Source organism: Aliiruegeria lutimaris, assembly GCF_900099935.1.
GTDB lineage: Bacteria > Pseudomonadota > Alphaproteobacteria > Rhodobacterales > Rhodobacteraceae > Tropicimonas > Tropicimonas lutimaris.
Genome location: NZ_FNEK01000021.1, coordinates 36,854 through 56,064, shown reverse-complemented (window position 1 = coordinate 56,064; position 19,211 = coordinate 36,854). Strand labels below are relative to the sequence as shown.

General features: G+C 63.9%; 18 protein-coding genes. 8 read left to right on the top strand and 10 right to left on the bottom strand.

The features are described 5' to 3' along the window. Nucleotides 1–11 precede the first annotated feature (11 nt). The gene (locus tag BLR85_RS11800) at nucleotides 12–1,187 is read left to right on the top strand and encodes an amidohydrolase (RefSeq protein WP_244520704.1); all 1,176 of its coding nucleotides are present in this window, start codon (nucleotides 12–14) and stop codon (nucleotides 1,185–1,187) included. Here the strand turns inward: BLR85_RS11800 and BLR85_RS11795 are convergent. The 8 genes from BLR85_RS11795 to BLR85_RS11760 all read right to left on the bottom strand — a co-directional run bounded on the left by BLR85_RS11795 (nucleotide 1,179) and on the right by BLR85_RS11760 (nucleotide 9,555). Beyond that, the gene (locus tag BLR85_RS11795) at nucleotides 1,179–2,942 is read right to left on the bottom strand and encodes an adenine deaminase (RefSeq protein WP_093155853.1); all 1,764 of its coding nucleotides are present in this window, start codon (nucleotides 2,940–2,942) and stop codon (nucleotides 1,179–1,181) included. The two genes, BLR85_RS11800 and BLR85_RS11795, sit on opposite strands and share 9 nt — an antisense overlap. Further along, nucleotides 2,939–3,829 (bottom strand): nucleoside hydrolase, encoded by an 891-nt coding sequence (locus BLR85_RS11790; protein WP_093155850.1) that lies wholly within the window; start codon nucleotides 3,827–3,829, stop codon nucleotides 2,939–2,941. Before BLR85_RS11790 ends, BLR85_RS11795 begins: the two co-directional genes overlap by 4 nt. Next, nucleotides 3,829–4,788: an ABC transporter ATP-binding protein gene (locus BLR85_RS11785; protein ID WP_093155848.1), complete on the bottom strand. Its 960-nt coding sequence runs from the start codon at nucleotides 4,786–4,788 to the stop codon at nucleotides 3,829–3,831. The genes BLR85_RS11790 and BLR85_RS11785 overlap by 1 nt, the downstream gene beginning before the upstream one ends. Next, a complete protein-coding gene (locus BLR85_RS11780) occupies nucleotides 4,781–5,560 on the bottom strand; it encodes an ABC transporter permease (protein ID WP_093155845.1) in 780 nt (259 codons plus the stop codon). The genes BLR85_RS11785 and BLR85_RS11780 overlap by 8 nt, the downstream gene beginning before the upstream one ends. After that, nucleotides 5,557–6,384: an ABC transporter permease gene (locus tag BLR85_RS11775; protein WP_093155842.1), complete on the bottom strand. Its 828-nt coding sequence runs from the start codon at nucleotides 6,382–6,384 to the stop codon at nucleotides 5,557–5,559. Before BLR85_RS11775 ends, BLR85_RS11780 begins: the two co-directional genes overlap by 4 nt. 4 nt (nucleotides 6,385–6,388) lie before the next feature. Then, the gene (locus tag BLR85_RS11770) at nucleotides 6,389–7,408 is read right to left on the bottom strand and encodes an ABC transporter substrate-binding protein (protein ID WP_093155839.1); all 1,020 of its coding nucleotides are present in this window, start codon (nucleotides 7,406–7,408) and stop codon (nucleotides 6,389–6,391) included. Further along, nucleotides 7,405–8,406 carry a LacI family DNA-binding transcriptional regulator gene (locus BLR85_RS11765; RefSeq protein WP_093155836.1) on the bottom strand — a complete coding sequence of 334 codons (1,002 nt, stop codon included), beginning with the start codon at nucleotides 8,404–8,406 and terminating at the stop codon, nucleotides 7,405–7,407. The genes BLR85_RS11770 and BLR85_RS11765 overlap by 4 nt, the downstream gene beginning before the upstream one ends. 477 nt (nucleotides 8,407–8,883) lie before the next feature. Beyond that, a complete protein-coding gene (locus BLR85_RS11760) occupies nucleotides 8,884–9,555 on the bottom strand; it encodes a GntR family transcriptional regulator (RefSeq protein ID WP_244520703.1) in 672 nt (223 codons plus the stop codon). A 121-nt stretch (nucleotides 9,556–9,676) separates the two neighbouring features. Between BLR85_RS11760 and uxaC the strand changes: the two genes are divergently transcribed. The 7 genes from uxaC to BLR85_RS11725 all read left to right on the top strand — a co-directional run bounded on the left by uxaC (nucleotide 9,677) and on the right by BLR85_RS11725 (nucleotide 16,053). Beyond that, nucleotides 9,677–11,083 carry a glucuronate isomerase gene (uxaC, locus tag BLR85_RS11755; protein WP_093155830.1) on the top strand — a complete coding sequence of 469 codons (1,407 nt, stop codon included), beginning with the start codon at nucleotides 9,677–9,679 and terminating at the stop codon, nucleotides 11,081–11,083. 27 nt (nucleotides 11,084–11,110) lie between these two features. Beyond that, on the top strand, nucleotides 11,111–12,085 hold the full coding sequence (locus BLR85_RS11750; protein WP_093155827.1) for a TRAP transporter substrate-binding protein: 975 nt from the start codon (nucleotides 11,111–11,113) through the stop codon (nucleotides 12,083–12,085). Between the two features lie 59 nt (nucleotides 12,086–12,144). Further along, nucleotides 12,145–12,711, top strand: coding sequence for a TRAP transporter small permease (locus tag BLR85_RS11745; RefSeq protein ID WP_093155824.1), 567 nt, complete (start codon nucleotides 12,145–12,147; stop codon nucleotides 12,709–12,711). Further along, a complete protein-coding gene (locus BLR85_RS11740) occupies nucleotides 12,711–13,991 on the top strand; it encodes a TRAP transporter large permease (protein ID WP_093155821.1) in 1,281 nt (426 codons plus the stop codon). Before BLR85_RS11745 ends, BLR85_RS11740 begins: the two co-directional genes overlap by 1 nt. A gap of 10 nt (nucleotides 13,992–14,001) precedes the next feature. Then, nucleotides 14,002–14,313 (top strand): cupin domain-containing protein, encoded by a 312-nt coding sequence (locus BLR85_RS11735; protein WP_093155818.1) that lies wholly within the window; start codon nucleotides 14,002–14,004, stop codon nucleotides 14,311–14,313. Nucleotides 14,314–14,326: 13 nt separating this feature from the next. Beyond that, nucleotides 14,327–15,151 (top strand): 5-dehydro-4-deoxy-D-glucuronate isomerase, encoded by an 825-nt coding sequence (kduI, locus tag BLR85_RS11730; RefSeq protein ID WP_093155816.1) that lies wholly within the window; start codon nucleotides 14,327–14,329, stop codon nucleotides 15,149–15,151. A 194-nt stretch (nucleotides 15,152–15,345) separates the two neighbouring features. Further along, nucleotides 15,346–16,053, top strand: coding sequence for a FadR/GntR family transcriptional regulator (locus tag BLR85_RS11725; RefSeq protein ID WP_170844547.1), 708 nt, complete (start codon nucleotides 15,346–15,348; stop codon nucleotides 16,051–16,053). A gap of 48 nt (nucleotides 16,054–16,101) precedes the next feature. On the opposite strand, the gene BLR85_RS11720 is transcribed toward BLR85_RS11725, so the two are convergent. After that, the gene (locus BLR85_RS11720) at nucleotides 16,102–17,559 is read right to left on the bottom strand and encodes a tagaturonate reductase (RefSeq protein ID WP_212635077.1); all 1,458 of its coding nucleotides are present in this window, start codon (nucleotides 17,557–17,559) and stop codon (nucleotides 16,102–16,104) included. Nucleotides 17,560–17,600: 41 nt separating this feature from the next. Then, entirely contained in the window at nucleotides 17,601–19,130 is a 1,530-nt protein-coding gene (locus BLR85_RS11715; protein ID WP_093155810.1) for a UxaA family hydrolase, read from the bottom strand. Nucleotides 19,131–19,211: the final 81 nt, after the last annotated feature.

Here is a 19,211-nt window from a genome sequence, read left to right as displayed (position 1 = left end):
ACCCGGAAGAGATGGCTACCTATAGCGCCATGATTGATCCAGCGTCCATCGACCTTCCGCGCCTGACCGAAATCCGGCGAGACCTGCATGCCCATCCCGAGCTTGGTTTCGAGGAAACGCGCACTGCGGGGATTGTTGCCGCTTTCTTACGCGATCTAGGGCTGGAGGTTACGGAAGGGATCGCGGGCACCGGCGTGGTCGGGGCGCTGCGTGGTGGCGGGGCAGGGGCCGTGGGGTTGCGCGCCGATATGGACGCGCTGGCCATGCCCGAGACAGGAACGCCGCCCTGGGTCTCCACCGCGTCCGGGAAGATGCATGCCTGCGGGCATGACGGACACACGGTGATGCTGCTCGGCGCGGCGGCGGCACTGGCGGCCGATCCGCCCGAAGGCAACGTGTATTTCATCTTCCAACCGGCTGAGGAAGGGCGTGGCGGCGCGCGGGCGATGGTCGAAGCAGGCCTGTTCGAGCAATTTCCCTGCGACATGGTCTTTGGCCTGCACAACATGCCGGGGCTGGGGGTGGACGAGATGGCCGTTGTGGACGGGCCGCAGCTTGCTTCCTCCGATAGCTGGCGGGTGACGTTGCGCGGGGTCGGAACCCACGGGGCGAAGCCGCATCTGGGGCGCGACCCGGTAACGGCGGCGGGGCATTTCCTTGCGGCGCTGCAGACCATTCCGGGGCGGGTGGTCGATCCGCTGCAACCGGCTGTGGTCAGCGCCTGTTCGGTCGCGGCTGGCGATCCGGAAGCGTTGAACGTGATCCCGGATTTCGTCGAAATCGGTGGCACGGCCCGGGCCTATACCCCGGAAGTACGGGACCAGTTGGAAACCGAGATCGGACGGTTGGCCAAAGGTATCGCGCAGGCCATGGGCGTCGAGGCGGAATACACCTTCATCCGACGCATCCCGCCGGTGGTCAACGATGCGAGCGCCACGGCGGTGGCACTGGCAGCGGCGCAGGCGGTGGCACATGGCGGCGTGCGCGAGGATTTCCCGCCCTCGACCGCGGGGGACGATTTCGCCTTTTTCGGGCAGGAGGTGCCGGGCGCCTATGTCTGGCTTGGCAACGGGCCGGCCGTGGACGGGGCGTTGCACCACAATACCGGCTATGATTTCAACGACGCCGCTATCGCGACGGGCGTTGCCTTCTGGGCCGAGGTGGCGCGGCGGGCGCTGTCAGCCTGAGCTTTCGGACAGGATTGGCGAGGGGCGCAGGATTCCGGCATGGGAATCCGCGATGCCGAGATCGGTCTGGTGCGGGCCGGCATTGCAGGCAAGGGTCGCGCCGACCAGCGCCTTTAATGTCAGGTATGGCGGCTCCCACTCTACGACACGTTCCATCGCGGTCCGAACGGCAGCGAATTCCGCCGCGACCTGCGCCAGTGGCGCATCGGAGACGAGGCCGGCCACCGGCAGGGGCAGCGTGGCGATTGCTTCGCCGTGCTGTGCCACGGCCATACCGCCCCGCGCCGCGATCACCGCGTTGGCGGCGGCGGCCATGTCTTCGGACGTGCTACCGAAGATGGTGAGGTTGTGGCTATCATGGCTGACGCTTGTCGCGAAAGCGCCGTTCCACTGGCCCCAGCCTTGCAGGAACCCGACTTTCGGCGCCGTATCGCCGCCGTGGCGATTGATGACCGCGATCATCGTGGTGCCCTCCGGCGGAACGATCACGCCATCTTTCACCTCTGCCGACACCTCGCCCCACTCGGTGAAGCGGGGGCGGGAGATGGTTGTGAGGCGGACGGTCGGGCCCTCGGCTGGAACGGTGAAGTCGCTGGGTGTGAAGTTCGGGAGGGCGCAGGTGTCGAGGAAGGCGTCGGGGAAACGGGAGGCGGCGCCAGTCTCGCCAAGGGGAGTTCCGTTGCGCAGGACTTGCCGGACGCGGACCGTTTTCAGGTCTTCCAGCAGGATGATGTCGGCACGTTTGCCGGGACCGATCAGGCCGATATCGCGGCGCTCGATGCGGATTGCGGCGTTGAGCGTTGCCGCCTGCAGTGCGCGCATCGGGTCGAGCCCGTGGGCGATTATGCGGCGCAGCATCTCGTCGACGGCACCGGTGTCCAGCAGGTTGTCCGGGAAAACATCATCGGAGCAGAGCGTCACCGTCGGCGGCATCTGCGGCAGGGACTGCAATGCCGCCGCGAACTCCGGCAGCAGGTAGGGGTGCGATCCGCGCAACTCGATTGTCAGCCCGGCGCGAATCTTTTCCAGCAGGTCTTCGGCCGATGTGATCTCGTGATCCGAGCTGATGCCGGTGGCGGCATAGGCCTGAAGCGCTGCGCCGGAAAGGCTGCGGGCATGGCCGCAAACGAGCTTGCCGGAGCTCAACCCGGATTGCACGATGCCGCGCATCCGCTCCGTGCGGGCGGTCACCGCGCGCATGTCCATCACCTCGGCCAGCCCGTGGATGCCGGGTAGCGCCAGCATCCGCTCGATCACCCGCGCGTCGAAATCGGCCCCGGCGGTCTCGTAGCCGGGCGCGGAGGGCACGCAGGAGGGGGCGAGCGGCAGGATGCGGAGCGCGGCGCGGGCGGCGCAGTCCAGCGCATAGTCGACACCGGCCAGCCCCGCGACATTGCCGAATTCATGAGGATCCCAGACGATCGTCGTGACGCCGCGCGGCAGGACGGCGCGGGCATAGGTCTCCGGCGTGACCATGGAGCTTTCGACATGCATATGCGTATCGATCAGCCCGGGCGCGGCGATGAGCCCGGTGGCGTCGATGATCTCCGTGGCATCCTCGCGCTGTCCGGTCGGGTGGACGGAGGCGATGAGCGGTCCGACGAGACCGATATCGGCAGGGCGCAGCTCTCCCGTGACCACATCGGCCAGCGTTGCGCCCCGGATCAACCGGTCGAAAGCGGCATCGCCCCGCGCCGCGGCGACGGCTTGGTCACGCAGCTCGGCATTGTTCAGGTCCTGTGGTTCCGGGGTCATGGATGGTCCTCCAGCGCGGAGAGGCAGAGCGCCTTCACGGCGGCGGCGTCCAGATCCTGCACGATACGGGCGTTGGCACGCTGAGGGGCGCGTTGATCGACGATGGTGCGGCCACGGGTGAGCGCTCCGGCCAGTTCGACGGTGACTTCCGCAGGCGTAGTGGTGAAAAGCTCGGGAGCGGCCAGAAGGGCCACGGCGACCGGATCGTAGAGCGCCATGGCCGGGCGGCCCCGGCTCAACGCGATATCGAGATAGCCGCCTAGCAGGTCGCGCAGCAGCGGCGTGCAGTTGGTGGCTGCAACATCCGCCTCGACAATCTCTACCCTGCGACAGGCCTCGAGATCGACCATCGTGATCGGCACGTTCCGGGCGAGCAGGATGGCAATCGCCTCCGGGTCTGCGGCGGCGTTGAACTCGGCGGAGGCGGTATGATTGCCGCGCCCGATCGCCCCGCCCATCCAGGTGACACGGCCGATCCGGTGGAGAAGGTCCGGGCGGGCAAGTACGAGGATCGCAAGATTGGTGAGCGGGCCGAGGGCGAGTATCTCCGCTTCGGTCTCATCTGCGAGCCAGTCTGCGAGCGCAGGCAAGGCGTCGCCGTGATCGGCCTGCGCCGCTGGCAGTCTTGCGCCACGGGTCGGGATGCCGGTCGATCCAAGCGCGTATTGTGCCGTGGTGACCGTGCCGAGGATGGATCTGTCGGCCCCGGAATGAACCGGCACCCGCCAGCCAAAGGCCTCAGCGGCCCCGGCCGCATTGGCGCGGACCTGCGGCAGGGGGGCATTGCCGAAGCTCAGCGAAATCCCGTCCACGTCCTTCGCGCGCATGGCGAGCAGGATCGCGAAGAGATCGTCGCCCCCCATGTCGGTGTCGATCCAGATGCCCATCAGTCGATCCGCGCCAGTTCCACCGCGCTCTCGCGCGGCAGATCGAAGGCTACTTGCTGACCGATTTCGAAACGGGTCTCGGACACGGGCACATCCGCCTTGATCGTGCCGAAGGCGCTTTCGAGCACGTATTCGCGGCGTTCGCCGGCAAAGGACGCGCCGCGGATCTCGCCCTGATGCGGCCCGTGGCCCAGAACGACCGCTCCCGGCCGCCATGCCAAACCGCCGCCGGTCTCGCCCGGCAGGATAGTCTCGAACCCCATGAAGTCGGCGGCAAAGCCGGAGACCGGCGCGTTGTAGATCTCCTCGGCAGAGCCGATCTGCTCGATCGCCCCGTTGCGCATGAGCACGATCCGGTCGGCCAGCGCCAGCGCCTCGGCCTGGTCATGGGTGACGAAGACCATGGTGATGCCGGTCTCGCGCTGCACGCGCTGCAACTCGGTCCGCATCTCCAGCCGCAGGCGGGCATCGAGGTTCGAAAGCGGCTCGTCCAGCAGCAGCACCTTGGGATGCATGACCAGCGAGCGGGCGAGCGACACGCGCTGCTGCTGTCCGCCGGAGAGGTCGGCAGGCTGCCGGTCAGCGAACTCGGTGAGGCCGACCGTCGCCAGCCCATCCATCACCTTGGTTTTCAGGTCCGGCTCGCGGCGTAGGCGCAGCCCGAAGGCGACATTCTCGAAGACGCTGAGATGCGGGAAAAGCGCGTAGGACTGGAACACGAGGCCAACCTCGCGGCGGCTGGGCGGCATGCGGGTGACATCGCGCCCGTCGATATGAACCGTGCCGCTGCGCGGGGTGAGCAGACCGGCAATGGCGCGCATGGTCGTGGTCTTGCCGCAGCCCGACGGGCCCAGCAGCGCGATCAACTCGCCCTTGTGGATGTCGAGGTTGAGCCGATCCACGGCGACGGTCTTGTCATAGGCGAGCGTCAGATCCTTGAGGGAGACGTAGTCAGACATAGCGGGACAATCCGATAAAGCGTTCGGCGGCAAAAACGATGCCGACCGACATGAAGGCCAGCAGCGCCGAAAGGGCCGCGACCGACGGGTCATAGTTGATTTCCATGTAGGCGATCATGTCGATGGGCAGCGTGCGCAGCCCGGGCCCGGACAGGAAAAGCGACACCGGCACCTGGTTGAAGGAGGTGACGAAGCCGAGGATGAAGGCCGCAAGCACGCCACCGCGAATATTGGGCAGCACGATGCGGCGGAAGGCGCCGAAACGGTTGCATCCGAGCAATAACGCAGCCTCCTCCATGTCCACGCGCAGGTTCTCCATTGAGGCCGAGACGACGCGGACCGCGTAGGGCAGGATCAGTGCGGTATGGGCGAGGAAGAGCGCCGGGCCGATCCCGACACCGAGCGGGATGACGAGATATTGCAGCAGCGCGAGGCCGACGATGATGCCGGGCACGATGATCGGAGACGAGACGATGAGCTTGACCGTCTCGGCGCCGGGAACCCGGTAGCGGGTCATCGCGTAGGCGGCCGGAACGCCGAGCACCAGTGCGGCCAGCGTGCCGAAGATGGCGAGGAATATCGAGACGCCGAAGCTGGCGCGGAAGCTTTCCACCTCGAAGACCTTGATGAACCACTTGAGCGAGAGCCCCTGAGGCGGGAAGGCCAGGTTGTTGCCCGCCGAGAGCGCGGCGGCGATGATGATCAGGAACGGCCCGATCAGGAAGGTGAGTGTCAGGCCGAGGATGATCCACGTGCTAAGGCGGCTGTTCATCGGGATTTCCTCGCTGTGGCGAGCCGCTTGAGCAGCAGGTTGGCAGAGAAGCTCATGACGATCAGGATCATGGCGATGACCGAGGCGGAGACGAAATCGTTGGCCACGGTCACGCGCTGGTAGAGCAGTGTTTCCAGCATGAGCACTTTCGAGCCGCCGAGGATGGCCGGCGTGATATAGGCGGTCATGGATCCGGTGAAGACCAGCGTGCCGCCGATCACCAGCCCTTCGCGTGTGAGTGGCAGGATCACGCGGACGAAAACCTGCAGCCAGTTGGCGCCGAGGATGCGGGCGGCGGGAACGGCGTCGCGCGGCATGTTCTCCATCGCGGAGACCAGCGAGATGATCATCAGCGGCAGGAAGAGTTGCAGCAGGCCGATGAAGACGGCGGTTTCGGTGAAAAGGATCCTTATCGGCGTTTCGGTGATGCCGAGATCGACCAGGATCTTGTTGACGAAGCCGGTGCGCCCGAGGATCACCAGCCAGGCATAGGTGCGCGCGACGGGCGAGATCATCAGCGGCAGCGTGACCAGCCCGAACATGCGTCCGCGCGAGGAGGCCGGCAGGTTGACGATGGCGAAGGCGGCCGCGTAGCCGATCACGGCGGAGACGCCGGCGACGAGCGAGGCCAGTTTCAGCGTGCGGAAAAACACCGTCTGGTTGCGGGGAGAGGCGAAGAATTCGCCATAGGCCGACACCGACCAGCCCGACTCGGTCTGGAAGGCTTCGGAGAGGAGGATGCCGACCGGCAGCAGGAAAAGCGCCGCGGCGAAGATCGCCGCGGGCAGGACCAGGGCCAGACCGATTGCCCGGTTTTCGAACATGGAGTTACTTCATCACCTTGGTGTTCCACTGTTCCAGCCAGCTCTCGCGCTTGTCGAGAATGGTGGCCGGGTCGAGCAGGTCGAGTTGCTCCACGGTCTCGGCGCCGTAGGTCAGGTTGGCGGCAACCTCGTCGGAGACGACGACCTCGGAATTGGCCGGGCTGTCGATCAGCGCATTTGCAAGCGCGGTCTGGATCTCGGTGGAGAGCCAGAAATCCATGAATTGCAGCGCCAGTTCCTCGTTGCCGTTATTGGCGGTCATGACCATCACGTTCATGCCGCCGGTCTGGCCTTCCTTGGGTTCGGCCCAGGCCATCGGCAGCCCGTTATCCTTGAACCGGCCCCAGGCGAAGCGGCCCACCGGGGCGGCCCAGATCTCTTCCTGCTGCATCAGCTGCGCAAGCTGGGAAGACCGGACATAGAAGGTGACGATGTCATCGGCCTTCTCGCCAACGGCCTCGATGGGCGTCGTCAGCGAGCTGTCGGTGTCGCCCATCGCCTTGCCGATCATGTAGAGCGCCGGCGGGCCCTGGTTGGTGGTGACATCGGGCAGCGCCACGTTGCCCGCCAGTTCCGGCGACAGCAGGTCGGCCCAGCTATCTACCGTCACCTTGTCGGAGCGATAGGCGATGGAGGTGGCATAGAACGTGTAGCCGACGCCCATATTGTCGCCGAGCGGGTCCTTGGCGATGTCGTAGAGCTTGTCGTAATTCGACAGCGCGGAAACGTCGATCGGCTGCAGCAGGCCATTGCGGGCGGCGCCGAGCGCGTCATGGGTGGAGAGCACCGCCATGTCGATCACGGGGGCGTCCTTGTTGGCCTCGATCTTGGCCATGCGCTCGATCGAGTTGCCGGTCTCCACGACGATCTCGCAGCCGCAGATCCTCTCGAAGGGGTCGTAGACCAGTTCCTTGAACTCGTCCTGGGAGAAGGAATAGACCGAGATGGTCAGGGTCTTGTCGGCGGCCATTGCCGCGGCCGAGAGCGCCAGCGTCGAAACACCAGCCAGTACCAGGGTCTTCATGTCGTTACGTCTCCTTGTTGGGGGCTTGGTTTTTTGCGGGGTGGAAAGTCTGGTGCCGGGCCCGTGGAGCCGCGCACCACCAACTCCATCGGCACCAGCCGAGCCATCGGCAGGGGGGCGCTTTCGAGTTGAAGCGAAAGGTGCGCAACCGCCTTGGCGGCGATTTCCGGCATGTTCTGTGCGAGCGTCGTCAGGCCCGGCGTGATGCGCGCGGAGAAGCTGAGATCGTCGAAACCGATCACGCTGACATCACCGGGCACCGAGAGTCCGGCGTCTTGTAGCCGCGTGAGGGCCGTCAGCGCATGCAGGTCAGAGGTCGCAATAATGGCGGTGGTACCGCGCCGGGCCAGTTCCGCGAAATCGGGTGTGCCATCCTCCAACCAGAAGGTTTCGGCGTGCGCACCGGCAGCAAGGGCTGCCTGCATCCCGGCAATTCGGTCGGACTGCACCGAGGAACGACGGCTCTGGCCAAGCAGGGCAAACTTCCTGTGCCCGAGATCCAGCAGGTGCTCGACCGCCTGTTGCCCGCCACGCTGGTGGTCGGAACAGACGCAGTTTCCAGGGGTCGAGGCGGAATCGATGACCACGGCCGGCAGGGGGAGGTCGCTGACCTGCGTGCCGCGGCACGGCACGATGATGATCCCGTCGGCGCCGCGCTGGATCATCCGTTGCAATGCCTCGGCCTGGGCGCCGGGATCCGCGTGTGAATCCGCGATCAGGATGCCTTGCCCCGAGCGCTCGGCCGCGGTTTCGATCGCTTGCGCCAGGGCGGGGAAAAGCGGGTTCGAGATGTCCGGAAGCACCAAGCCCAGAACGCCGCTCCGCCCGGTGCGCAAGGCGCGGCCAGGCCCGCCGGGGCGGTATCCGACCTCGCGGATCTTTTCGCTGACGAGCTTGCGGGTTTCATCGGACACGCGGCCCTTGCCCGAGAGCACATTGGAGACGGTCGCCGTGGAAACGCCGAGTGCCTTTGCGATTTCTTTCAGTCTCGGCTGCATGGGGAGAATCGCTGTGTCGCCGTTTGGGGAATGTGAAAAATCGTTTAATCACCGTAAATCCTCCAAACAATGTGTCAACCTCGGGCGGTCCGTATCCAAGCGGTGGAAATCGAAGGAAGCCCAAGGGCGGTAGAATTTTTTATTTTATTTCAGCCTGGTAGGGCCTCGGCCGCAGGCCGCCGCGTTTCGATCCGCCGAGAAATATGTTTGCCGGGCCTCGGGTTTGCGAGGAGATTGGGCAGCTCTACGCAAACCTGCTCAACACGTGGGCATTCAATATTGCGCGTTCCGGTTTGTATGGGGACAGACGGATTCGAACTGGTCGCTACAAGGGCGCAACCGTTCGCCGAGTCGTTGGGGGATCCCTATCCCGCGTTCGTGCAGGCGAAATCCGGAGTGCTTCGAAGGTATTTGAACCGGTCGCGTCCCGCCACAAACAGCGCCCCCTGACAGGGCTATTGCCATTGTGCGACTGGATCAGACCGAGAAGTAGCTCGGGTTCTCTTGCTGGATCCGCCCGATCTCTTCCACGAGGCGTGACAGATGGCGGCGCATCCGTTTTTCACATTCCTCCGGGTTGCTTTCCTCGAGAGCCGTCATGATTCTCAAATGTTCCTCGAGTGTCTGTTCGAGATTGAACGACAAGGACAGAAGGCGCGCGCGGTCGAGATGGGCCTTGTTCTCGCTGATGATCTGCCATGCATAGGAGTGGCCGGAAATCATGCAGATCTCTTGGTGGAAGCCGTCATCCAGGGCGTGAAACCGCGACTTTTCGTCATTGTTCACCGCCGCGACTTGCTGCTCGAGCGTCTCGCGCAACCGCTGCAGGTCCGCCTCCGTCACCTTCCGGCTGGCGGCTTTTATGGTCTCCACTTCCACGGCCGTCCGAACAAACCGGGCCTGCATGACACGTTCGACGGAGATCGGGCTGACGCTAGTGGCGCGCTGCGGCTGAATGTCGACGAACCCCTGCTGCGCCAAGCGATAAAAGGCGTCTCTTACCGGTTGTCGGGAGACCCCAACAGCCCGGGCGACGTCCAGTTCCGACATCCGGGTTCCGGGTGGGAGCGAAAGGTCCACGATCTGCGCGTGGAGTGCCGCATATACCTGATCCGAAACTTTGGGACGCGATACTGGATCAAGCGACATGGGGTTCGGCTTGAAGGGCATTGGCATACACCGCAGTTGACTGGTTTGAGCATCTAGCATATTAGCAGACTAGCGATCAACACTTGTCTGCTAGCGCGGATTCGCAGGGAGCGATTCACCCATGCCCGAACTTGACAAGTACCGACTGTTCCCGACTGAGCCGTCCGTACGAAGCCTTTCCGCAGAGATCTATTCGACCGTGAAAGACCTGCCGATCGTCAGCCCGCACGGGCACACCGATCCGCGGTGGTATGCAGAGAACGCGGCCTTTCCCGATCCCGCGCAGCTGTTCGTGACGCCGGACCACTACGTGTTCCGGATGCTGTTTTCGCAAGGGGTCTCGCTCGACGCCCTGGGCGTGCCGCATGCAGATGGCACCCGGGTCGAGACCGACGGCCGGAAAATCTGGCGCCTCTTCGCCGAGAACTTTCACCTGTTTCGCGGAACGCCCTCGCGGATGTGGCTGGACCATTCCTTCCGAGAGGTCTTTGGCCTGACCGGCAGGTTCGGGCCCGATACCGCGGATGCCTTCTATGACCACATCTCGGATTGCCTGGCGAAGCCGGAATTCCGCCCCCGCGCCCTGTTCGACCGTTTTGGCATCGAGACTATCGCAACAACGGAAAGCCCGCTCGACGATCTGCGCTGGCACAAGATGATCCGCGACAGTGACTGGAACGGCAACGTGGTGACCGCATACCGGCCGGACCCGGTCGTGGATCCCGAGTTCGAGGGCTTTGCGGAGAACATCGAAAAGCTTGGCGCGCTCGCCGGCACCGACGCCACCACCTGGGACGGCTACCTTGAAGCGCACCGCATTCGTCGGGCGTATTTCAAGGAGTTCGGCGCCACCTCCTCGGATCATGGCCACGCAACAGCGCGGACCGAGAATCTCCCCCGATCCGAGGCGGTGGCGCTGTTCGAAAAAGCCCTGAAAGGAACGTGCACGCCCGAGGAGGCCGATGCCTTCCGCGGTCACATGTTGACCGAGATGGCGCGCATGAGTCTTGACGACGGGTTGGTGCTTCAGATTCACCCGGGCTCCCGGCGCAACCATTCCGCACCGATGATGGAACTCTTCGGTCGCGACAAGGGCTTCGATATTCCCGGTCGCACGGATTACGTCGCAGCGCTCAAACCGATGCTCGACGCTGTCGGCACCGAACCGAACCTCACGATCATCCTCTTCACGCTGGACGAGACAACCTATGCCCGCGAGCTTGCGCCGCTGGCCGGTGTCTATCCTGCGCTGCGCCTCGGCCCGGCATGGTGGTTCCATGACAGCGCCGAAGGAATGCGGCGTTTCCGGGAGATGACGACGGAGACCGCCGGTTTCTACAATACGGTCGGTTTCAACGACGACACCCGCGCCTTCTGCTCCATTCCCGCCCGGCACGACGTCGCGCGGCGGGTGGACAGCGCATACCTCGCCACGCTGGTCCGCACCGGGCGGCTGGCCGAGGACGAAGCTTTCGAGGTCGCCCAAGACCTTGCCTACAGGCTTGTCAAACAAGCCTACAAACTCTGAAGAGCAACCCAACGGGAGGAACCCACAATGCTCAAGACTGTAACCGCCGCCCTGCTTGCAAGCGTCGCGATGGCCTCGGCCTCGATCGCCTGCGAAATCACCCTCAAGGCAGCCGACACCCACCCCGATGGTTATCCGACGGTCGAGGGCGTCAAGGCCATGGGCAAGATGCTTGAAGAAAAGACCGATGGTCGGATCTGCGTCGAGATGTTCCACTCCGCCCAGCTTGGCGAAGAGAAGGACACGATCGAACAGACCCAGTTCGGCGTCATCGATCTCAACCGCGTCTCCTTCGGGCCGTTCAACAACATCATCCCCGAAAGCCAGATCCCCTCGCTGCCTTATATCTTCCGCTCGGTTGATCACATGCACAAGGTGATGGACGGCGATATTGGTGCGGAGATCCTCGGTGCCTTCTCCGATCACGACCTGATCGCGCTGACCTCCTACGACGCCGGTTCGCGCAGCTTCTACAACAGCCAGAAACCGATCACTTCGATGGAAGACCTGGCCGGCATGAAGTTCCGCGTCATGCAGTCGGACCTCTTCGTCGACATGGTCGGCGCGCTTGGCGCCAACGCCACGCCGATGCCCTATGGCGAGGTTTACAGCGGCATCCAGACCGGTGTTATCGACGGCGCCGAGAACAACTGGCCGTCCTACGAGTCCTCCGGTCACTTCGAGGTCGCCGGCTACTACACGCTTGACCAGCACCTGATGGTGCCGGAAGTTCTGGTGATGTCGAAAGCCTCCTGGGAGAAACTCTCCGAGGAAGACCAGAAGCTGGTGATGGAAGCCGCCAAGGAATCCACTGCCGTACAGCGCAAGCTCTGGGCTGATCGCGAAGCCGCCTCCGAAGAGAAGGTCCGCGCCGCCGGCAACGAGATCATCACCGATATCGACAAGACGCCGTTCATCGAGGCCATGGCCCCGGTCTACGAGAAATACGTCACCGACGAGAAACTGAAAGATCTCGTGGCCCGCATCCAAGCGGTGGAATGAGATAAAATCGGGCGCGGCGGTCACTTCGACCGCCGCTTCTTCGACTGCAGGAGATTGGTATGCAGGAATTCATGCGTTCTGTGGCGAGAGTCACGAGTATCATCGGTAGCATCGCGCTCTATGTATCCGGAGCCGGGCTGGTCATCATGACCGCGATGATCGCAGCCCAGGTCTTCTGGCGTTATGTCCTCAATGACAGCATCATCTGGACTGAACCCGGCTCCGTCATGGTGATGGGCTGGTTCATCTTCCTTGGCGCCGCCGTCGGCGTGCGCGAAGGCTATCACCTCTCGTTCGACGTGTTCCTGATGGTCTTGCCGATGCGGGTGAAGGTCTGGCTCTACTCGATCTCCGATTGCGTCGTCGTCGCCTTCGGGTTCGGCATGATCTGGTACGGAAGCCAACTTATCGCAAAGACTGCCGGAAACACGATCCCCTCGCTCGGAATCTCGGGCGCTTTCGACTTCCTGCCCCTGGTTGGCGGAGGTTTCTTGTTGATCATCTTCTCTGTCGAACGCCTTGCCCGTCGCGCCGCCGGTATGCCCACCGCGCGCTTCGGCGAAACGATCGACGAGGACGAACTGAATGGCCTCGTGCCAGCTAACCGAATTGAGGAGAAAGGCTGATGGAATACTGGATCCTCTTCGGCACCTTCGTTTTCCTGTTGTTCATCGGAACGCCCATCGCCTTCTGCCTCGGCGTGGCTTCCTTCGCGACCGTGGTCTATCTGGACCTGCCGCCGGTCGTGATCTTCCAGCGCCTGAACTCGGGCGTCTCGGTCTTCGCCCTGATGGCGATCCCCTTCTTCATCTATGCCGGCGAACTGATGGTTCGCGGCGACATCGCCCGAAGGCTCGTGGCGCTCGCAGGCTCGATGGTAGGCCACTTCAAGGGCGGCCTGGGTCAGGTGAACATCCTGACATCCGTCATGTTCGGCGGCATCTCCGGCTCCGCCGCGGCCGATACCTCCGCCATCGGCGGCATCATGATCGGCCAGATGGAAAAGCGTGGATATGATGTCGACTATGCCGTGGCAGTCACCGTCACCTCGTCAATGATCTCGCTGATGCTACCGCCCTCGCACAACCTGATCATCTACTCGATCTCGGCGGGCGGCAAACTCTCCATCGCCGACCTCTTCACCGCCGGCATCATTCCGGGCTTCATCCTCGCCTGCTCGCTGATGGTTGCGGCCTGGATCATGGCCCGCCGCCGCGACTATCCGACCGAACCGTTCGAAGGCTGGAACATGGTTGGACGCCTGTTCATCAACGCCTTGCCCGGCCTGGTCCTCGTGGCGATCATCTTCGGCGGCGTGCGCTCCGGTATCTTCACCGCCTCCGAATCCTCCTGTATCGCCGTTGTCTACGCGCTCTTCGCGACCTTCATCGCCTACCGTACATTGTCGTGGGAGGCCTTCGTCGGCGCCACGATCGGGGCCGTCCGCACGACCGCGATGGTGTTGCTGGTGATCGGCTGCGCGGCGGGCTTCGGCTGGCTGCTTGCCTACCTGAGGATCCCCGCCACACTGGTGGAGTTCATGCAGGGCATCTCCGACAACCCGATCATCGTGCTGCTCCTGATCAACATCACCCTGCTTGTACTCGGCACCTTCATGGACATGTCGCCGCTGATCGTCATCACGACGCCGATCTTCCTGCCGGTCGCCATGGCCTTCGGAGTGGACCCGGTGCATTTCGGTATCATCCTGATCCTGAACCTCGGTATCGGCCTCTGCACGCCACCCGTCGGAACCGTGCTTTTCGTCGGCTGCGCGGTCGGCAAGATCTCGATCTGGCAGGTGATGCGCTCCATCGGCCCCTTCTATGCCGCGGCCGTATTCACCCTGCTGCTCGTAACCTTCATCCCGGCGCTGTCGCTCTGGCTGCCCGCCCTGTTCCGCTGAGGAAGTATCGATGCTTCAAGATTTCCCTGAAATCGATGCCGGAAGCGGCGTGAAACGGCAGGTGCTGTCGGAAGCGCCGGAGCTGATGGTCGTCGCCTTCACCTTTGCCGAGGGCGGCGAAGGCGCGCTGCACAGCCACCCGCATGTGCAATCGACCTATGTCCGCTCCGGCCGGTTTCGGTTTTCCGTCGCCGGAGAGAGCTTCGAAGTCGGACCGGGGGACAGTTTCGTCATTCCCTCGAATGCCGAGCACGGCTGCACCTGCCTGAAGGCAGGCCAGCTCATCGACACCTTCACCCCTCGCCGAGACGACTTTCTCTGATAAGGCCCCCAAAATGCTGACTGTAACCACGCTCTACGCCACCGATCCCGAGACCGCCAAAGGGCTCGACACCGCGGGAATCCGCGACCGGTTCCATGTGGCGGAGATGTTCGCCGAGGGTGAAATCCGCCTGACCTACACCCATTACGACCGCATGATCGTCGGCGGTGCCGTGCCCGCGGGCAAGGAGCTGACGCTTGATGCGGTGGCCGAAACAGGCACCGAGACCTGGCTCGCCCGCCGCGAGGCCGGCATCCTGAATATCGGCGAGACCGGCACTGTCACCGCCGGCGGGGAAAGCTATGAGCTGGCCCGGGGCGACATGCTCTATATCGGCCTCGGAGCGGGCCCGGTGAGTTTCGCCGGTCCGGGCCGGTTCTACATCGTGTCCACGCCCGCGCATAAGGCTTACCCCACCACGCTGATCAAGCCGGAGGATGCCAACGAGGTGAAGCTCGGCTCGGCGGAGACCTCGAACGACCGGACAATCTACCAGTGCATCCACGAAACCGGCGTCCAGTCTTGCCAGCTAGTGATGGGCTATACCAAGCTTCACAGCGGTTCGGTCTGGAACACGATGCCCGCGCATACCCATGACCGTCGGATGGAGGCCTATCTCTATTTCGACGTGGCCGAGGGCCAGCGTGTGTTCCACCTCATGGGCGAGGCACAGGAGACCCGCCATATCGTGATGGCGAGCGAGGAGGCCGTGCTTTCCCCGCCCTGGTCCATTCACTCCGGGGTCGGCACCGGCGCCTATACCTTCTGCTGGGCCATGGCGGGCGACAACATGGCCTTCACCGATATGGACATGCTCGCGGTGGCCGATCTGAAGTGACCATCCCTTCGCGGGCCCGGTAAACCGGGTGATGTCGGAAGAGCAACGAGGCCGGGGTGGAATTCGCCCCGGCCTTTTGCTGTTTAGCCCCTGTCGCAGCGAGCGTGTGGGCGTTGCGCACAATCATCCGATGTTTTCTTCCTTGCGGCCGCGTTGTAGGGATTTCCTACAGGCCAGCAATGGAAGTCCGGCGCATGAGCAACAGCAAGGTGGATCTCGCGATTTCGCTGGTTCAGGAACTGATCCGGTCAGGGGAGCTACGCCCGGGCGACCGGCTTCCGGTCGAAGCGGAACTTGCCGCGCAACTCGGCCTGTCCCGCAACTCACTGCGGGAGGCGGTTCGCGCCATGCAGGCGATGCGGATCCTCGAGGCGCGCCAGGGCGACGGGACCTACATCTCGGATCTGGATCCGGCCCGTATGATCGAGACGCTGCGCTTCGCGGTGGACGTGTCGGGCCCGCAGGCGGTGATCTGGTTTCTCGAGATCCGGCGGATGATCGAGCTGCACATTGCCGGCATCGCCGCCGCAAAGCGGAGCGAAGCCGAGCTGGAGCGTCTGAATGCCTGCCATAGGGAACTGTCCCAAGCGGCCTCTTTCGATGCCATGATGGAAGCGGATACACGGTTTCACGTGATCCTTGCGGAGATTGCCGGAAATCCGATCCTGACATCGCTTCTGGAGCTGGTGTCCGGGCCGACCGTGCGTGCGCGCGTCTGGCGGCAGCAGGATCTCGCCGAGGTCTGCGCGGAACACGCGCAAGTGCTGGCCGGGATCGCCGCCCGCGATGTGGATGCGGCGAAACACGCGATGTGGACCCATATCAGCGGCGTTCTGAATTGGGTCGTGGCGCATCCGGAAGAGCTCGAAACTCCGAAATCTCCGCCTGGAAGCTCCATTTGAGCGATGGCCGCCGCCGGGTCGGGCGGCAGCCATCCCTGATTGGGTCGATCAGTAATCCGACAGGCGATCGAGCGTAAACGGTTCTTCTGTCAGGAATGCATAGGCCTCCGTCGTGGCCGCCACGAGGCCGTCGCTGGCCAGCGACTCGCCCCAAATGGTCGTGTCCGCAAGAAACGCCCGAACCATGCTCTCGACGCCATCGCTGGATTTCAGCGCGCCGATCTCCGCCATCCGTGCGACGACGTCCTCGGCATCCCGCGGAGGCAGGTCCGCATGGACTTTGAACGCCCCTGTGTAGAAGGCAAGCCACGCTGCCAGCGACAGGGTCATGCAGCGCGGCGGTTCTCCCGTCGCGGCCATGTGCGCCTTGAAACGCGGCAGGTTACGGGTGTGGAACTTGGCCAGACCGTTGAGCGAGATATCGTACCACCGATGCAGGATGAAGGGGTTGGCAAAACGGCGGAGCACCTCGTCGCAAAACGCCTTCAACTCTTCCGGCGGCAACGACAGATGCGGCATGATCTCCTGTTCCAGCATGGTCTTCAGGAAAGCGTTCGCGGCCGGGTTGTCCATCGCCTGCTTTACCGACACGGTGCCCGACAGCAACGCCAGCGGGCACAGGCCCGTATGGGCGCCGTTCAGAATGGCGACCTTGCGCTCCTTGTAGCCGGAGGCGTCCGGAACGATGATCGTGCCCTCGTCCTTCTCGGCCATCGGCAGCACCAGTTCGGGCTGGTCATCGCGCTTCTCGATGACGAGGAAATGGAACAGCTCGCCCGTGACCATCAGCGGGTCGTGATATCCGAGTTCTGCCTCCAGCGTTTCCACCTCGTCGCGCGGAAAGCCCGGCACGATACGGTCCACCAGCGTATTGTAGAACGCGTTTTCGGCCTTGAGCCAGGCGATGAACACCTCCGGCAGGCCCCAGTGGGCGGCGTGCTGGTAGACGTATTTTTCCAACGTGTCGCCGTTCTTGTCGATCAGTTCGCAGGGCAGGAAGTGAAAGCCGGGAGCATCCGCGCCGCCGCAGGCTCCATAGCGTTCCATCAGCATGCGCGTGACCTTGGCGGGAAAGCTCGCCGGCGGGGCGTCGTGCGGGCGGCAGGAGGCGTCATAGGAAATGCCGGCCTCTGTCGTGTTGGATATCACCGCGACGAAATCGGGGTTGCGGGCGAGCTTCAGCACCTCGTCCCATTGCTGCACGGCCGAGATCTCGCGGCGAACGGCGGCGATGGCGCGAGCGTCCGAGACGGGTGCGCCGTCGCTGCCAACACCGCGGGAGAGCACGGTGTAGACCCCATCGCTGTCATTCAGCGAGACCGGAATGCCGCCGTCGATCGGGCGCACAACGACGATTCCGTAATCGGTGCCGGCCTCCTCGTTCATGCGGTCGATCTTCCAGTCCATGAAGGCGCGCAGGAAGTTGCCTTCGCCGAATTGAATGATCCGTTCCGTCGGGCGCGGGCGGCCACCGAGATTGCTGGCGTTGATACGTTCCAGTGTCATGTTCTTCATCCTGTCTTTCGGTTCCTTTTGGCGGCGGCGGCTTACATCACCGCGCCGACTTGCCAGGGAACGAGTTCATTGTCGCCGAGCCCGAGGGCTTCGGATTTGGATTTCTCGCCCGAGGCGACGGCAAGGATCATCTCCAGAATCTCCGCGCCCTTGTCGGCAAGGGACACGCCCTGAGAGAGGACATCGCCGCAATTGATATCCATGTCGTCGGGCATCGCGGCAAACAGCGCATCGTTGGTTGCAACCTTGATCGTCGGCGCGGGCTTGGAGCCGTAGGCCGAGCCGCGTCCCGTGGTGAAGACGATCATATGCGCCCCGCCGGCGATCTGGCCGGTTCCGCAGACGGGGTCGTAGCCGGGCGTGTCCATGAAGACGAAGCCGGGCGCCGTCACCTGTTCGGCAAAGCCGTAGACAGCGGTGAGCGGTGTCGCGCCGGCCTTCGCAACCGCGCCGAGGGATTTTTCGAGGATGGTGGTCAGTCCGCCCGCCTTGTTGCCGGGGCTGGGGTTGTTGTCGAGGCTGCCCTTGTGGAGCTCGACGTAATTCTCCCACCAGTGGATCCGGTCGAGCAGCTTCTGCGCCACCTCCGGGCTGGCCGCGCGGCGCAGCAGCAACTGCTCCGCACCGTAAATCTCCGGCGTCTCCGAGAGGATCGCGGTGGCACCGAGGCCGACCAGCAGGTCCGAGGTGACACCGAGCGCCGGGTTGGCCGTGATACCGGAAAACCCGTCCGAGCCCCCGCATTGCAGGGCGATTTTCAGCTCGGAAGCCGGGCAGGGCTCACGCTGGGCCTTGTTCACCTCCGGCAACAGCTCCTGCACCTTGGCCTTGATGGCGTCGATGGTCGCCCGCGTGCCGCCCGTCTCCTGAATGGTCAGGCCGTGGAAGCGGTCGGCCTGATGTTCGTCATAGACATGCTTCATATGAGCGATCTGCATCACCTCGCAGCCGAGGCCTACAAAGATCGCCGCACCGACATTGGGGTGCGTGGCGTGGCCCCAGAGGACACGTTCAAGAAGGTCAAACCCGGTGCCCTTGTTGTTCATCCCGCAGCCGCTGCCGTGGGCGAAGGCCACCACGCCATCCACGTTCTCATAGGCGTCCAGCGCCCCGGAGGCCGCCAGTTCCTGCGCGGCCATCCGGATGACGGAGGCGGAGCAATTCACAGTGGCGCAGAGCGCGATGTAGTTGCGGGTGCCGACCTGCCCGTTGGCACGGCGGTAGCCGAGGAAGCTGCGCGCCTCCAACGCGGGGATGGCCGCCTTTGCCAGGTCCAGGTCGCATCCGATCTGGTAGTCCTGACCGTAGGAGGAGAAGGCAAAGTTGTGGGAGTGCACATGGGTGCCGGCGGCGATGTCTTCGGTCGCCTTGCCGATGATCTGGCCGAATTTCAGGATGAAATCGCCGGCAGAGTGGTCCTGGCGGGCAATCTTGTGCCCGGCCCGGATTGGCGCGCTCAGGGGCTTGCCTATTCCCAGCGGATCGTCGCCTGCCTTCGCGCCGTCGGGCAGAATGGCAATGGTATCCGTATCGTGCAGGACAATCGGGGCTCGCTTGGTCATCTGGCAGCCTTTCTCCCTGTGTTTCCGGCCATTGAGTTGGGTGCAGCAAAGCGGTCCAGCGATCTGATGGCGGATATGCGG

Bases quoted from the DNA above. Each gene is read 5' to 3' on its own strand.
- BLR85_RS11800 (WP_244520704.1), top strand. From the start codon at position 12: ATGGCTACCTATAGCGCCATGATTGATCCAGCGTCCATCGACCTTCCG.
- BLR85_RS11795 (WP_093155853.1), bottom strand. From the start codon at position 2,942: ATGACCCCGGAACCACAGGACCTGAACAATGCCGAGCTGCGTGACCAA.
- BLR85_RS11790 (WP_093155850.1), bottom strand. From the start codon at position 3,829: ATGGGCATCTGGATCGACACCGACATGGGGGGCGACGATCTCTTCGCG.
- BLR85_RS11785 (WP_093155848.1), bottom strand. From the start codon at position 4,788: ATGTCTGACTACGTCTCCCTCAAGGATCTGACGCTCGCCTATGACAAG.
- BLR85_RS11780 (WP_093155845.1), bottom strand. From the start codon at position 5,560: ATGAACAGCCGCCTTAGCACGTGGATCATCCTCGGCCTGACACTCACC.
- BLR85_RS11775 (WP_093155842.1), bottom strand. From the start codon at position 6,384: ATGTTCGAAAACCGGGCAATCGGTCTGGCCCTGGTCCTGCCCGCGGCG.
- BLR85_RS11770 (WP_093155839.1), bottom strand. From the start codon at position 7,408: ATGAAGACCCTGGTACTGGCTGGTGTTTCGACGCTGGCGCTCTCGGCC.
- BLR85_RS11765 (WP_093155836.1), bottom strand. From the start codon at position 8,406: ATGCAGCCGAGACTGAAAGAAATCGCAAAGGCACTCGGCGTTTCCACG.
- BLR85_RS11760 (WP_244520703.1), bottom strand. From the start codon at position 9,555: ATGTCGCTTGATCCAGTATCGCGTCCCAAAGTTTCGGATCAGGTATAT.
- uxaC (WP_093155830.1), top strand. From the start codon at position 9,677: ATGCCCGAACTTGACAAGTACCGACTGTTCCCGACTGAGCCGTCCGTA.
- BLR85_RS11750 (WP_093155827.1), top strand. From the start codon at position 11,111: ATGCTCAAGACTGTAACCGCCGCCCTGCTTGCAAGCGTCGCGATGGCC.
- BLR85_RS11745 (WP_093155824.1), top strand. From the start codon at position 12,145: ATGCAGGAATTCATGCGTTCTGTGGCGAGAGTCACGAGTATCATCGGT.
- BLR85_RS11740 (WP_093155821.1), top strand. From the start codon at position 12,711: ATGGAATACTGGATCCTCTTCGGCACCTTCGTTTTCCTGTTGTTCATC.
- BLR85_RS11735 (WP_093155818.1), top strand. From the start codon at position 14,002: ATGCTTCAAGATTTCCCTGAAATCGATGCCGGAAGCGGCGTGAAACGG.
- kduI (WP_093155816.1), top strand. From the start codon at position 14,327: ATGCTGACTGTAACCACGCTCTACGCCACCGATCCCGAGACCGCCAAA.
- BLR85_RS11725 (WP_170844547.1), top strand. From the start codon at position 15,346: ATGAGCAACAGCAAGGTGGATCTCGCGATTTCGCTGGTTCAGGAACTG.
- BLR85_RS11720 (WP_212635077.1), bottom strand. From the start codon at position 17,559: ATGACACTGGAACGTATCAACGCCAGCAATCTCGGTGGCCGCCCGCGC.
- BLR85_RS11715 (WP_093155810.1), bottom strand. From the start codon at position 19,130: ATGACCAAGCGAGCCCCGATTGTCCTGCACGATACGGATACCATTGCC.